The organism is Oceanospirillum linum, assembly GCF_001995095.2.
Classification (GTDB): Bacteria; Pseudomonadota; Gammaproteobacteria; order Pseudomonadales; family Halomonadaceae; genus Oceanospirillum; species Oceanospirillum linum.
Genome location: NZ_MTSD02000001.1, coordinates 287029 through 300945, shown reverse-complemented (window position 1 = coordinate 300945; position 13917 = coordinate 287029). Strand labels below are relative to the sequence as shown.

General features: G+C 47.5%; 10 protein-coding genes and 1 pseudogene. 3 read left to right on the top strand and 8 right to left on the bottom strand.

Annotation, left to right across the window (positions count from 1 at the left end; all coding sequences use genetic code 11):
• Positions 1-55 precede the first annotated feature (55 nt).
• The 4 genes and pseudogenes from cydB to BTA35_RS01440 all read right to left on the bottom strand — a co-directional run bounded on the left by cydB (position 56) and on the right by BTA35_RS01440 (position 3135).
• Complete coding sequence (cydB, locus tag BTA35_RS01450) at positions 56-1021, bottom strand: cytochrome d ubiquinol oxidase subunit II (RefSeq protein WP_338012990.1); 966 nt, start codon at positions 1019-1021, stop codon at positions 56-58.
• A 31-nt stretch (positions 1022-1052) separates the two neighbouring features.
• Positions 1053-1196 (bottom strand): annotated as a pseudogene (locus BTA35_RS18895) (cytochrome d ubiquinol oxidase subunit II); the annotation flags it as partial.
• Positions 1193-2800 carry a cytochrome ubiquinol oxidase subunit I gene (locus tag BTA35_RS01445; protein ID WP_077242645.1) on the bottom strand — a complete coding sequence of 536 codons (1608 nt, stop codon included), beginning with the start codon at positions 2798-2800 and terminating at the stop codon, positions 1193-1195. The pseudogene BTA35_RS18895 and the gene BTA35_RS01445, both read right to left, overlap by 4 nt.
• Positions 2797-3135 (bottom strand): hypothetical protein, encoded by a 339-nt coding sequence (locus tag BTA35_RS01440; RefSeq protein WP_077242644.1) that lies wholly within the window; start codon positions 3133-3135, stop codon positions 2797-2799. The genes BTA35_RS01445 and BTA35_RS01440 overlap by 4 nt, the downstream gene beginning before the upstream one ends.
• A gap of 350 nt (positions 3136-3485) precedes the next feature.
• Here BTA35_RS01440 and BTA35_RS01435 point away from each other — a divergent pair, with 350 nt between their 5' ends.
• Together BTA35_RS01435 and BTA35_RS01430 are read left to right on the top strand one after the other, a co-directional pair.
• Positions 3486-4871, top strand: a complete 1386-nt coding sequence (locus tag BTA35_RS01435) for a sigma-54 interaction domain-containing protein (RefSeq protein WP_238377462.1) — start codon at positions 3486-3488, stop codon at positions 4869-4871.
• 621 nt (positions 4872-5492) lie between these two features.
• The gene (locus tag BTA35_RS01430) at positions 5493-6737 is read left to right on the top strand and encodes a multidrug effflux MFS transporter (RefSeq protein ID WP_077242643.1); all 1245 of its coding nucleotides are present in this window, start codon (positions 5493-5495) and stop codon (positions 6735-6737) included.
• A 178-nt stretch (positions 6738-6915) separates the two neighbouring features.
• On the opposite strand, the gene BTA35_RS01425 is transcribed toward BTA35_RS01430, so the two are convergent.
• Both BTA35_RS01425 and BTA35_RS01420 read right to left on the bottom strand, forming a co-directional pair.
• The gene (locus tag BTA35_RS01425) at positions 6916-7179 is read right to left on the bottom strand and encodes a hypothetical protein (RefSeq protein ID WP_077242642.1); all 264 of its coding nucleotides are present in this window, start codon (positions 7177-7179) and stop codon (positions 6916-6918) included.
• Positions 7180-9015, bottom strand: a complete 1836-nt coding sequence (locus BTA35_RS01420; protein ID WP_077242641.1) for a Na/Pi cotransporter family protein — start codon at positions 9013-9015, stop codon at positions 7180-7182.
• Between the two features lie 379 nt (positions 9016-9394).
• Here BTA35_RS01420 and BTA35_RS01415 point away from each other — a divergent pair, with 379 nt between their 5' ends.
• Complete coding sequence (locus tag BTA35_RS01415; RefSeq protein ID WP_077242640.1) at positions 9395-11593, top strand: sensor domain-containing diguanylate cyclase; 2199 nt, start codon at positions 9395-9397, stop codon at positions 11591-11593.
• 21 nt (positions 11594-11614) lie between these two features.
• On the opposite strand, the gene BTA35_RS01410 is transcribed toward BTA35_RS01415, so the two are convergent.
• Together BTA35_RS01410 and BTA35_RS01405 are read right to left on the bottom strand one after the other, a co-directional pair.
• Positions 11615-12301: an ATP-binding cassette domain-containing protein gene (locus tag BTA35_RS01410; protein WP_238377461.1), complete on the bottom strand. Its 687-nt coding sequence runs from the start codon at positions 12299-12301 to the stop codon at positions 11615-11617.
• Positions 12294-13916: an ABC transporter permease subunit gene (locus BTA35_RS01405; RefSeq protein WP_077242639.1), complete on the bottom strand. Its 1623-nt coding sequence runs from the start codon at positions 13914-13916 to the stop codon at positions 12294-12296. The genes BTA35_RS01410 and BTA35_RS01405 overlap by 8 nt, the downstream gene beginning before the upstream one ends.
• Between the last annotated feature and the right edge of the window lies 1 nt (position 13917).

Below are 13917 nucleotides of genomic sequence, written 5' to 3'. Positions count from 1 at the left end.
AAGGCGGCTTCCTCTTGTCTTAGTTGTCAGTCAGGCTCTTTTACCAATACAGAGCTTAATAAGCCAGTGGGTTACCATCAATCTGCTTGCTGGTTACACGTCCCCACATCACTTTGTAAGTCCATAGGGTATACAGCAGAATAATGGGTACAAAGATCATAGCCGCGATAAACATGACATTCAGTGTCAAGTGGCTGGAGGCTGCGTCCCATAGTGTCAGACTACTGTTCGGGTTTGATAGCGAAGGCAGTACAAATGGGAATAATGAAAAAGCTGCAGTACAGATAATCGCGGTCATTGTAATGCTATGGGTTGCAAAGGCCAGTCCTGAGCGACGTGCTTTTATCAACAGCAAGCTTAGCAAACCAGTTACAAAGGCGATAACCGGCGCTGCAATCATCCAGCGATAGGTGGTGTAGTTTGCCAGCCAGCCATCTTCAACCACACTAACCTGTTTGCTCAGTGGGTTGGGTAATGCATCTTTCGGCGGCATCATATCAATGTGTAAGCCAGGCAGCCCCTTCAGGAGTACTAAACCGCCTGCAGCAAAAGCTGCGAGCATAACCAGCAACATCAGAATACCCGCGCGCCCGGCACGCTCAGCCACTACTTTGTCAGCACGCATCTGAAGCCAGATTGCGCCATGGGCTGCCAGCATCGTCAGGCTGACCACGCCGCATATCAGGGCAAAAGGATGAAAAAGATCAAAGAAACTGCCGGTGTAATGTGGACGCAGGAAATCATCCAGATAGAAATCAACACCAAGTAGCAGGTTACCGAAGGCGACGCCAAATACCAGTGCCGGAACTGCACCACTGATAAACAGTCCCCAGTCCCAGGTGCTGCGCCAGCGTGGGTCGGCAATCTTACTGCGATAGTCAAAACCTACCGGACGAAAGAAAAGAGCAAACAGTACCAGCATCATGGCAAAGTAGAAGCTGGAAAATGCGACAGCATATACTGCAGGCCAGGCAGCGAAGAGTGCACCCCCCCGCGGTGATAAACCAGACCTGGTTACCATCCCAGTGAGGGCCTACTGTATTGATGATAATGCGCCGCTCTGCATCATTCTTGCCCAGAAACGGTAGCAGTATGCCTGCACCCATATCGAAGCCATCAGTAATCATAAAGCCGACCAGAAGGATGCCAACAAGCACCCACCAGACCAGTTTCAGGGTTTCATAATCCAGAATCATGCCGCACCTCCGGCGATTTCAGGTTTGTCTTCTTTATCGGATGTATCCTTTGCTGCACCCTGCTCAAAATGGTAGCGGCCCGTATGCAGAGCGCTAGGCCCAAGGCGGGCGTATTTAAACATCAGGAACATCTCAATGACCAGAAGGAGAGTATAGAAGGCCACAATAGCGCCAATACTGGTATAAAGGCTGCCAGCTTCCAGTGTAGACGTGCTGAGATGAGTGGGCAGGATTTCACCAATCGACCAGGGTTGGCGACCGTATTCAGCAACTACCCAGCCTGTTTCTGCTGCGATCCAAGGTAGTGGAAGAGACCAGAGAACAGCTTTCAGGAATCGGCGCTTACTTTCAAGCTTGCGGGTTGCGTTAAAGTAGAAGGCCAACGCAAAGATCAGCAACATGGTAAAGCCGGAAGCCACCATAATGCGGAAACTCCAGAACAAAGGTGCAACATTAGGAATCGTGTCGTGAGCTGCTGCCTGAATCTGCTCTTCAGTGGCATCAACCACATTTTCTGTATAGCGTTTCAGTAATAGACCGTATCCTAAATCCTTCTTCACGTCCTCAAAGGCGGCGATGGTTTCCGGGTCGGTTTGGCCTGAGCGTAGCTTAACCAAAAGACCGTAGGCGACCATGCCGTTACGGATACGTACTTCATGCTCTTTGATCAGGTCTTTAATACCTGTCACTTCTTCGTCCAGCGAACGAGTAGCGATCAGACCCAGAGCATAGGGGATTTTAATGGCGTAGTCTGTGGTCTGATTTTCCTGATCAGGGATACCAAACAGGGTAAAAGACGCCGGAGCCGGATGCGTATCCCATTCGGCCTCAATTGCAGCTAGCTTGGTTTTCTGAACATCACCCAGCTCGTAGCCAGACTCATCACCCAGAATGATCACTGATAAAATGGACGCCAGGCCAAAGGCTGACGCGATAGCAAAGGAACGGCGGGCAAAAGGCAGATCCTGCTTTTTCAGTAGGTAATAAGCACTGATACTCAGAACGAACATAGAGCCTGTTACATAGCCTGCTGCCACGGTGTGAACAAATTTCACCTGAGCGACCGGGTTAAACACCAGATCAGCAAAGCTGGTCATCTCCATACGCATGGTTTCATAGCTGAACTCGGCACCTACCGGGTTCTGCATCCAGCCATTGGCGATCAGAATCCAGAGTGCAGACAGATTGGAGCCCAGCGCCATCAGGAAAGTCACCATCAGGTGGCGACGGGGGGAGAGGCGATCCCAGCCAAAAAAGAAGAGACCAATAAAAGTGGACTCCAGGAAGAAGGCCATCAGGCCCTCAATCGCGAGAGGAGCGCCAAAAATATCCCCTACATAATGAGAATAGTAGGCCCAATTTGTACCAAACTGGAACTCCATGGTGAGACCTGTTGTCACACCAAGAGCAAAGTTAATACCAAAGAGCTTACCCCAGAATTGAGTCATATCCTTGTAGACCTGCTTACGGGTCATCACATAAACAGACTCCATAATGACCAGGAGGAAAGCCAGGCCGAGTGTCAGAGGTACAAAGATAAAGTGATACAGTGCGGTAATCGCGAACTGTAACCGGGACAGATCAACAACTTCTTCTGTAATCATGGTGTTTCCTGTTGTATGGAGACCGCTGTTTCTGAGGTAGCGGTCTTTGTCAGGTTTTCTCCGGACACCTTAAAGTGAATCGCCGATTCATCGATATTCTCTTGCGGTGTATTCGGAGCCGGTAGTTGAGAGTTAAGCAGGCGAGTGCTGACATCGCTGCCATCAACGACGGTAGCTGAAGGAACGATAAAGTTCACAATGCCATAGAGCAGAGCCAGCTTTATCAGAAGTACGATGCTGAGTTCCCGTACCAGTTTTTGTCGGGCAAACAAAGATGTTTTCCAGCGTTGACTGAAAGCCCGCTTTGTTTGCTCAAACAGCATGTTCCGTTGCATAACCTTCTCACCTGCAGTAGCCGTTAGCGATAACTCGCTTTTGGATAGGGTAAAATGTTTTTTCGATGATAGTACAAAGCCTGAGACAGACTTGTTACTTACCGTTAAGCAAGGTATATGCCCGTTTATGATTTTTCTAACTTTTTGTTTTTAATGGATTTTTTATTTTTCTGGGCGATTGTTTATTTTTGTTATTGTCAATTATGACAATTATCAGGCAGAAGCGTCATAATTGTCATTAAAAAATAGGGTGCTGAAATGACTGGTTGAGCTGAATAAGCAGACCAGCAGCGCTGGATTCTCGGAGTAATACCTGTTTCGCAGGTCAATTTTGCTTTTCAGGATGTATTATGAACAAAACGGAAAACGCTCAGATTCCCGTTATGAAAATGCCTATCTCGGACCATTCCGGTCAGCCTCCGGCAGAATTGGTCTCGATGCTGCAAAGCTACCCAGATCCCGCTGTTCTGCTGTCGGCAGACTATGAAATTCTTTCAGCGAATGCAGCATACCGCCAGAGCTATGGTGATGTCAGCGTGACAAAACGTCACTGTTATGAGGTCTCCCATCACTATGATCGGCCCTGCGATCAGATGGGGGAGTCTTGTCCGATGCTTCAATGTATGCAAACGAATAAAGCGCAAAGAGTCTTTCATCTGCACCATACGCCGAATGGTGAAGAGCATGTGGATGTAGAGCTTTACCCGGTTGAGGCAGGGAAGGGTGAGGTTCGTTATTTTCTTGAAGTTATGCGTTACAGCAAATTGGCCAGTCCCAGAGCTGGAGGGCAGGGCTTAATCGGGCGATCCTCTGCTTTTATAGATTCACTGGCGCTTATCGAGCGGGTTGCTTCCAGTGAAACGACCGTCCTTTTGTTAGGGGAGTCCGGAACCGGTAAAGAGCTTATGGCACAAGCGGTTCACCAAGGTAGTCTCCGAAGCCAGAACGCATTTGTGCCGGTGGAGTGCTCAGGTTTGACGGAAACTCTGTTCGAAAGTGAGCTTTTTGGTCATGAGAAGGGAGCCTTTACCGGAGCGCATAGTCGCAAAACAGGTTTAGTTGAAGCTGCGAAGGGAGGAACCTTATTTCTTGATGAGGTGGGGGATATTCCTTTATCCCTGCAGGTGAAGTTGTTACGCCTTTTGGAAACCGGAACTTACCGTAGGGTAGGGGGGGTTGAGCCGTTAAAGGCGGATTTCCGACTGGTATGTGCAACGCATCGTAATTTAGATCAGCAGGTGGCGGATGGTGAGTTCCGAATGGATCTCTATTACCGGATTAATGCTTTTCCGGTAGTTTTGCCGCCATTGAGAGAAAGGGTGACCGATATCCCTCTACTGGTGGATAGCTTTTTGCCTCAGTTTTCTGCAGGGAGGGAGATTAAAATTTCCCAGGAAGCTCTGCGATTGCTTCAGGCGTATCAGTTTCCGGGCAATATACGGGAGTTGCGTAATATTTTAGAGCGTGCCTGTTTGCTGGTTGACGATCACTGGATTGAGTCTCAGCACTTGCCTGTGGTCTGTAAGCAGGGATGTTCATTGGACATAACGGCAGGAAGTACTGAGGCCTCTCGCAGAGGATCTGGTTTTTATCAGCCAAATATTGTTGGTTTGGAGCAGTTGGAGAATCGTTACCTGCTTTGGGCTCTCGCGCAGCTGGAAGGGGACAAAGCTCTGCTTGCTCACAAAGTAGGCGTGAGTGAACGTACACTTTATCGAAAGCTAAAATCAGCCTGAGCGCGTACATTCAGGCTATCTGCTAAGTTAGCTATAAAAGAAGCATCCAGTCAGATGCTGTCTAATAATCGCATAGCCATGGCCGCCAGTAAGGTGATAGATACGACCACTAGTATCAGTTTCTGCATAAAAGCGTTGTTACCCATATGTGACTCCGTTAATTCATGCAGGAAGCCAGTGTTTGATTGCGCTGGGAGCGCATATCATCCACTGGTAATTTTCATTAATGTGCCAGCGCAAAGAATCAGACCGATAATAATGAACAAGGTGTTGCGGCTGATTGTGGATTTCTCTTCAGGCATGGTGTCCCCCTGACCCTAGGGTCTTTTGTCTTATTTTTGTTTTATCAAAGTATCAGCACTTAACGTTGCCAGCTCTTTCACTGAACGTTAGCAAAGCCTTGCGCGGGCATCCAGTGATCTGAGACAAAAGTTTATTGCCCTAGCCTGATACGTGGGGGATTTTTATGGGCAAAAGATTTGCCTGTGAATAATTATTTGCAGGTGACGGCAGATAAGGCTTGTTAGAATAGGCATCCCTCGGTATTTATTCTGACTTTCTTCAGAAACCTGAACATTCAACAATTTAAACACGTATCGTGTTGTAACTAATAGGTTTTCTATGACGCCTCGATCTCAGGGGGAAATTGAAACAACCCCTTCTAAACCTCCATTTGCTGAATTTATTGCACTATTGGCTTTATTAATGTCTATGGTCGCTTTGGCGATTGATGCGGTGCTGCCTGCAATGAGCGTGATCGGTCAGGACTTTTCCGTGGTACACGCTGAAGATCTGCAATGGATTGTAGGTATTTTGTTTGCTGGCCTGGCCTTTGGTCAGATTCTCTATGGTCCGTTATCAGATAGTTTTGGTCGTAAACCGGCTATCTATCTGGGGCTGGTTATTTTTCTGGCGGGATCTCTTGTCTCAGCTTTTGCGCAAAGTTACGAGATGATGCTGGTGGGGCGCTTTATTCAGGGGATAGGTGCATCGGGCCCTAAAGTTGTGGCTGTTGCTCTGGTTCGGGATCGTTATGCGGGTCGAGCTATGGCTCGGGTAATGTCCTTTGTGATGGCTGTTTTTATTATTATGCCAGCCGTTGCTCCGAGTATTGGTGCTGGTGTGCTGATTTTGGCTGATTGGCGGGGGATCTATGAGTTTTTTGTCTTACTGTCTTTAGTTGCTCTGGTTTGGTTTGCTATCCGTCAGCCAGAGACTTTGGCGAAGGAGCACCGAGTCAAACTCTCATTTATTAATGTCTGGGGTAATATTAAAGAGACGATGACCCATAGGGTGACCTTGGGTTATATCATAGGTGCGGGGCTTATCTTCGGTGCCTTCGTTGCTTACCTGTCCACGGCGCAGCTGCTGTTTAAAGAAGTTTTTCAGATCGAAAAAACGTTCCCCCTTTATTTTGCGGTGCTGGCGCTTTCCGTTGGTGTGGCCTCATTTCTTAATGGCCGTCTGGTCATGCGCTTTGGTATGAAGCTACTGGCTAATAGGGCGCTGATCGTAATGTTTTTTTCTTCAGTCATTTTTCTGATCTTGCTGACTTTACTTGCCGGTAGTGTCTCTATCTGGCTGTTTATGCTGTTTGGTGCGGTGATTTTTGGCTGTATCGGACTACTGTTCGGTAATATGAATGCCCTGGCTATGGAGCCTTTGGGACATATAGCGGGTGTAGCTTCATCGGTGATTGGCTCGGTAACCACTCTTATATCGATGGTGGTGGGGATGGCTTTTGGCCAGACTTACAATGGTACTTTATATCCACTGTTTACTGCCTTCGCGCTACTGTCGCTGCTCTGCTGGCTGGTAACCCGTAATATTCAGTATGAAGCACCTCTGACGGCTGATACACAGTAATAATACCAGCTTGATACTGGGTTGATAAAATGAGTTGTCGGGGCGTGAAAAAGAAAAGCCGGTTTGGATTGACCGGCTTTATATCCCTTAAGAGCTGATGGCTTTTCATATCTCTTAAGAGCTGATGGCTCCTCTGATAACAGCAATACACCTGACAGAGAGCTGACTTGAATGGGTATTAGTCCCGGTCTCTTTTTTTCTTTTTCAGGCTTTTCAGTATTTTGACGCCTTTCTTGCGCTGATTATAAGCCAAGGCGATCTCCTGTTTCAGTTGACGGCTTTTTTCAAAGTCTGTGCAGCTGTCGTATTCCTGTCTGAGTTTGTCCTCATGCTTGCGCAGCTTTTTGATGACCTTCTTCAGATACTTTTTTTTCTCTTTGCGCTTTAGCTCATCAGATCGGGCATAGGTTTCTGCTTTTTTGATCAGTTTACTTATTTTCATTTAAAGTATGCTCCTGTCCTTGCCGTTATTGTGCTGGCTGTGCATCATTTCTGTCAGTTCTTCGTCACTCAATGACAAGCTTTGCTCAATACTTTTGGTCCTGAGGTCGCTTTCAGAGAAGAGAACCTCGCCCATTTGTACCAGTTTGCGGGTAACGTCTGAGGCATAACCGCTATCATTCATCAGGGATACAGACATAGGCCCACTGATCAGTTTTTGCCGGATCAGGCTACTGAGATTATGGTTCAGGTTTTGATCGTACTCTTCCATATCCAGCCTCAGACGGTCGAGTGAAAGAATTGTGGCTGAGTCATTTTCACTTTTCTGGCGAACTTTATGTAGCTCCCTCAGTACTGACGCTAGCCGCATTCTAAGGGTGTTATATTCGTGGTGAATATAAGGGTTGTCGGCAATAAAGTAGCGGGAGAGATTTTTCTGCAGGTGTTTGGTGTCTTTAATGGCTTCAACGATATCTCGGCCTGCTGCCCTCAGGCGAAACAACTCCTCAACCTGGTCTGCAGATAACTCCCCCTGATAAGAGCTGCTGAAGTCTACGATATCCGCATACAGGGATTTTACCGACTCTTCATATTGCTGGTCGATATTGGTCGGTATAACGGTGCGGGCATTAAATATCACATCCTCAAGAGATTTATTACTGTGGATCGCGTTCAGCGGCAGGCTAAGGCCTCCTGCGATGATGCTTGCAGCATTGTCGTAGAGATGTTGAGTCTCCTGACGAACTGCTGCAAGCATCGCTTCCGGCAGGTCTGATGCCGACTGGCTCAGGTATTTGGGTGCAGATCGTCTGCTGGTTTCTTTTGCTTTAAGACGTCGCTCCAGAAAACGTACCATCGAAGGAATCACAGGTAACATCAGAATAACGCCTATACTGTTGAAGATCGTATGAAAAACAGCCAGTTTCAGGGTGTAGTTATCCGCTTCGATGCCGACAAAGTAACTGATGCTGTCTACCGCCATTGTTAGCTGGTAGATAAAAAGAATGGCTACGAAGCCTGTCACTGTATTAAAAATCAGGTGGGCAACAGCAAGGCGCCGCCCTTCAATATTGGCGCTTAATGAGCCGATAATAGCGGTGATCGTTGTACCTATATTGGCACCAATGGCCAGTGCCAGAGCATTTTCATAGGTGATTTGTTGGGCTGAAAGTGCTGTGATAATGAGTACCAGGGTTGCATGACTGGACTGCATGATCACAGTTGCAAAGAGGCCGATCAGCGTAAACAGGAATACGCCGGGGTAGCCTCTTACAGCGTAGGCGGTAAGATCAAGAGTATCTTTGAATGCTTCAAAGCCCTCCTTCATATAGTGGATGCCGAGAAACAGAAAGCCAAGGCCTGCTAAAACATAGCCGATACCTTTTAGCTCTTTACTCTTCTGGAAAATCAGCAAAATACCGAAAACAAGCATAGGCATTGCGTAGGCCGATATTTTTACCTTCAGCCCGAGTCCGGCAACAAGCCAGGCACCGGTTGTAGTGCCCAGGTTGGCTCCGAAGATAATGCCGACGCCGGCGGTCAGTGAAATAAGTCCGGCTGATAAAAAGGAGATGGTAATGACTGACACCAGAGAGCTGGACTGCATTAACGTGGTACTGATGACACCGAAGCTCAGGCTTTTCCAGAGTTTGTTGGTGGTTCTTTTCAGTAGCTTTTCCAGCAATCCCCCGGTAAAGGCTTTAAATCCTTCTTCTAGGGAGAGCATCCCAAACAGAAAGACCGCAACACCGGCGGCGATCTCTTTAAAGTCCGGGCTGATCCAGAAACCGTAGCCGAGTACCAGAAAGATGGTTGGCAGAATCAGTTGTCGAAACATAAATTATGCTGTCCTTGCATGCTGTCCTCTGTAGAGGGGGGCTTCAAAATGTGGGGTTTTGTTAGGGAATATAGGAAAAGTCCTTCAAAATGTAAGGATTATACAGAACTGTAACCTCTTGTTCATATATGGCAAGTTTTACTCGATATGCAGTTGTTTTTTTTCTTTTGTAACAGAAAAAGATGTAGGTGTTATGTAGGTATTACATAAAAACTCTGGAAGGTATCTGGTGTAAATGATATTTCTAGAGTCTAGATTCTATGGTAGCTGAAGTAAGGTTAAAACAGAGCTGGATAGGCTTATTGGCAAGGCAAATATAATGCTGGGTAGTATCAATCTCCGGGATATAGCGTGATATGGCAATGGGTAAAGGTATTTTATGAAGGGTGCAGAAAACTTGCTGAAGGATACCCCATTGAGTGAAGTCTGCTCCGGTGGCAGTTCTGGCAATGCTTTGGTTACGGTTGAGCAGCAGGAACAGGTTTTGGCATTTCAGCAGTCTATTTTTAGTGATGTAATGAGTGGCCAGCCCGTTGTCAAAGTTCTGGATCATTTATGTTTATTAGCAGAGCAGCTTCTACCAAACTCTGTTGCATCTTTTATGGTGCAGGATTCCTCGTCGAATAGTCTCCGGGTCTTATCGGCTCCCAGTGTTCCCGTCGAAGGACATCAAGCTTTGTCCGGGCTTCAGATAGGCCCGGGTAGTGGATCTTGTGGTAACGCAGTACTGCGTAATGAAGCGGTTTATGTACGTGATACTTTCACGGATGATCGTTGGCAGGATCTGCGTCAGTTGGCCTATGATTTTAATCTTTGTGCTTGTTGGTCAATACCGGTCAGAAATGCATCTGGCGAGGCAATAGGTAGTTTTGCACTGTCCTCTTTTGAGCATCGTTTGCCCTCTAGCTTTCATAAAAGAATTCTTCAGGTTGGGGCTGATATGGCGGGACTTGTTCTGGCACGACAGCAACAAGATGAGTATATGGCAGAACAGAACCGGCGCTTACAGCTGTTAGGCCATGCCTTAGAAAGCGCTTCTGAAGGTATTGTGATCACCGATGCTAATAATCGGATTCTGGACGTTAATCCCTTTTTCGAGAAAATAACAGGTTATAGCTGTGATGAGGTTGTCGGCCTTGACCCTATTTTGCTGTCATCTGATAAAGATAATGCGCATATTTATGACGCAATGTGGCACGGCCTTCTTACTCACAATCACTGGAGTGGTGAAGTCGTTAACCGGCGTAAAGATGGCTCGTTATCGCCCCAGTGGCTGAGTATCAGTGTCGTGCGCGATGGCGCAGGAAAGGTGCAGAACTATATCGGAATTTTTACGGATCTGAGTGATATCAGAAAAGAGCGTGATCGTCATCTGGCGGCTCTGACCACAGATACTTTGACAGGCTTGCCCAATAAGAGCCAATTACAGGAAGCACTGAACCATTGTCATGGCGATAGTGCTCTTTTGGTGCTTAATGTTAATAATTTCAGTCTGATTAATTCCGCATATGGTTTGGACTTTGCTGATCGACTTCTGGCCGCTATTACTCAAAGGCTGCAGCGTGTGTTGGCGGGTGCCCGGATCTACCGGCTAAATGCTGATGAGTTTGCTATCCATTATGAAAAAGATGTTTTTCTGAAATCGGTTTTTAATAAAATCCGGGAAAACTTTTTCCTGCAACAGATCCAGGTCGATAGTCTTAATTTCAATATTAGTTTTTCATATGGCGGTGCCGTAGGACATGATGATCTTATTCGTAAGGCGCTGATGGCACTGAAAAAAGCGAAGCAAGGTGGTCGTGGTCGCTTCTATCTTTATGCGGATCAACGGGATGAACTGGAGCAGCATCAGAGACTGGAGTATATGCAGTGGAATGCACTGCTGCACCGGGCTCTGAGTGAGGATTGTCTGGTGCCCTATTTTCAGGGGATTCGTGACAACCAAACCGGCAATATCAGCTATTATGAATGCTTGATTCGGATGCAGATTAATGGCCAGGTCTATGGTCCTTATCAGTTTTTAGAACCGGCTAAGCTGTCAGGTTTGTTACCGGTTATTACGCGTATTGTCATTGATAAAAGCTGTCGGGCGATGTCGTCGAACCGTTGTGAATTCGCCATTAACATTACAGAGGATGATCTGAGCCATCAGTACCTGGAGGCTTATCTGGCACAAAAGTGCGCTCAGTACGATATTGCTCCTGAACGGATTACCCTGGAAATTCTGGAGGGTGTCAGTGCCGATGGCAAGAAAAACCATATCAAGCAGCTTGCAACTCTGAAGGCTAAAGGCTTCCGTCTCGCAATTGATGACTTTGGCACAGAGTATTCTAATTTTGAGCGAATTCTTGAGCTGGATGTCGATGTTATTAAGATCGATGCCAAATATATTAAGTCCATTGACACTGATAAAACCAGTTACGAAATTACCCGTGCCATTGTCTTTTTTGCTCAAAATGCAGGCATCCCAGTTGTGGCCGAGTTTGTTCATTCAGAGTCTGTACAGCGGGTGGTTGATGCACTGGGAATTCGTTTTTCTCAGGGATACCTGTTTAGTGAGCCGGCTCCGGATTTATAACGAAAGCTTGTTTCTAGTCTCTTATTTTCCTAGTTTTTTATGAGAGTACTCCAACTCTAGGGTTCGATCGGCAATACGCTCAGCGTCTTCATCCTGATGAGTAACCAAAATCAGAGTCTTACCCTGTGTTTTCGCTGTTGCTGCTGTCCAGTGGGCGGCTTTGCGTCGGGTGTGCTGGTCCAGCTCTGCAAAAGGTTCATCCAGCAGAATCAGAGGCTCTGGTCTGAGCAGTGTTCGGATCAACCCGATACGCTGGCGCTGCCCGCCTGATAGCTCTGTCGGTTGTTTATCCAGTTGATCGGCTACATCCAGTGCAGCAGCAGCTTCTTCCAGCTGTTGTCGTGATGGCGGTATCTTAAAGCCCAATTTCAGATTATCGAGGACGCTCAGGTGTTCAAACAGGTTGTGATCCTGGAAAAGCATACTGACAGGCCGTTGTTGGGCCGAGAGGCTCAGAAGGTTTTTACCCTGCCAGAGCACCTGTCCGCTTTTAGCGGTTTCGAAACCCGCTAAGGTATTCAGTAGTGTGCTTTTGCCAACCCCACTACGTCCCTGAATGGCCAGGCATTCACCTGCAGCCAGCTGAAGATTGTATTGCAGTCGATAGCCATCCAGTATAACCACCAGCTGATCCACAAGCAGTCCCTGAGTTTCTGGCGCAGCGCTGTGTGTGGTATCTGTTCCACTCAGTTTGATCATCTCAGTCATTTTTCGGGGTCCTGGTCATCTTGTCAGAGGCAGAAGTGGCTGTCTGTGTCTTTTGGTGACGCTCGAATATAAAGACCAGAAGTGCGCAGATTGCCAGCAGAAGCAGAGAGGCCAGAGCGGCTTCCGCCATACGGTAGCTACCCGCGTAACCATAAATCAGCCAGGGGAGTGTGGCGAAGGTGTTGTTACCAAAAATAGAGAAAACCGCAACATCGCCAAGTGCCAGTAGTAGTGCCAGCGCAAAACTCCCTTTGGTTACTGAGCGAATGAAAGGCCAGATAACACTGAAGTGATCTGAAATGCTTAGTTTAAGATTGGCACTTAATCGCCCGTATTGCAGGTCGAACTGCAGTAGCCGTGGTTTAAGCTGAGCAATAACAAAGGGCAGTAAAAGTACGCTATTGATGAATATCAGCCAGCACATTCCCCAGTGATCTAAATCGATTCTTGGTAGCAGCAGAATATAGAGACCGGTCGATAGCACCATGGCTGGGGCTACTAATGTATGTGTCGCCAGCCACTGAAGTACAACACGCTGATTCTCAAGACGATTCAGGCTGGCACGTCTGATCGGTATCAGCAGTAGCCAGGCCAGAAGCATCGCCAGTATTGCAGCAGCAAAGCCCAGCAGTAATGAGAAAAAGGCCGCCTGAAGCAGTCCGGGCAAATCAATGTTGCTGAGTTTTGCCTCACTTACTGTTGGTAATAGCGCCAGTAATGGCAGTAATAAAGCGCCCCAGCTGAGGTAATAAAAAATACGGTGCAGGTGTTGGCTCCGCCTTCCCAGGACGGGTTGCCAGCGTTGACTGCTGGTGTCTGCGCTTAGCCAGTTGAGTTTCCCCATTCGGGCGATGAGTGCAAAGATCAGTCCGGCCAGTGTAAATTGCAGCCAGGCCAGAGTCAGAGCCTCGCTTAAGTTGAAGTCATATTTTAAAGCCTGATAGATGGCGACTTCTAAGGTCGTGGAACCGGGGCCGCCCCCCAGAGCTAATACGACGGCAAAGCTGTTAAAGCAGAGTACAAAAATAAACCCCAGCAGCATTAAGAGACTGGGTTTGATTGCGGGCCACTCAACATGAGTGAACTGCTGCCAACGGCTGAATCTGAGCTGGCGGGCCAGTCGCCAACTGGTATCTGGAATATGAGCCATCTGCTGGCTCAGTACCCGTATCGCCAGTGGTGTATTGAGATAAATATGGGCGATAAGAATGCCATTCAGCCCATAGAGATTCCAGTCATTCGGCAGAATGGGAGTGATAAGGCCTGTGCGCCCCATCAGCGAAACCAGACCGGTAATAAGTACCAGTGTTGGCATTACAAAGCTCAGCAAGCAGAGACTCAGAAAAGCTTTTTTGGCTACCAGTTGTGGCATAAAGTGCAGCGCTCTGGCCACCGGTAGCGCTAAGGCGACGGACAGTAAGGCACTCAGTCCTGCCTGCTTTAGGGAGAAGCTCAGAATCTGCAGAATATAGGGATCTGTCAGAAGCCCTACCTGCAAGTGAGCACCATCAAAGCCGATCAGACCATAAAAGGCCAGAGTAGTTATCAGTATGACCAGACTGTAGGCGACAACAGCAGCCGACTTTAGCCATCGGCTGTCTGAGATATGTGTCATG

What these genes read in the sequence shown, in the direction of transcription:
- cydB (WP_338012990.1), bottom strand. Translation starts at nt 1,021, where the DNA reads ATGGTAACCAGGTCTGGTTTATCACCGCGGGGGGGTGCACTCTTCGCT.
- BTA35_RS01445 (WP_077242645.1), bottom strand. Translation starts at nt 2,800, where the DNA reads ATGATTACAGAAGAAGTTGTTGATCTGTCCCGGTTACAGTTCGCGATT.
- BTA35_RS01440 (WP_077242644.1), bottom strand. Translation starts at nt 3,135, where the DNA reads ATGCAACGGAACATGCTGTTTGAGCAAACAAAGCGGGCTTTCAGTCAA.
- BTA35_RS01435 (WP_238377462.1), top strand. Translation starts at nt 3,486, where the DNA reads ATGAACAAAACGGAAAACGCTCAGATTCCCGTTATGAAAATGCCTATC.
- BTA35_RS01430 (WP_077242643.1), top strand. Translation starts at nt 5,493, where the DNA reads ATGACGCCTCGATCTCAGGGGGAAATTGAAACAACCCCTTCTAAACCT.
- BTA35_RS01425 (WP_077242642.1), bottom strand. Translation starts at nt 7,179, where the DNA reads ATGAAAATAAGTAAACTGATCAAAAAAGCAGAAACCTATGCCCGATCT.
- BTA35_RS01420 (WP_077242641.1), bottom strand. Translation starts at nt 9,015, where the DNA reads ATGTTTCGACAACTGATTCTGCCAACCATCTTTCTGGTACTCGGCTAC.
- BTA35_RS01415 (WP_077242640.1), top strand. Translation starts at nt 9,395, where the DNA reads ATGAAGGGTGCAGAAAACTTGCTGAAGGATACCCCATTGAGTGAAGTC.
- BTA35_RS01410 (WP_238377461.1), bottom strand. Translation starts at nt 12,301, where the DNA reads ATGACTGAGATGATCAAACTGAGTGGAACAGATACCACACACAGCGCT.
- BTA35_RS01405 (WP_077242639.1), bottom strand. Translation starts at nt 13,916, where the DNA reads ATGACACATATCTCAGACAGCCGATGGCTAAAGTCGGCTGCTGTTGTC.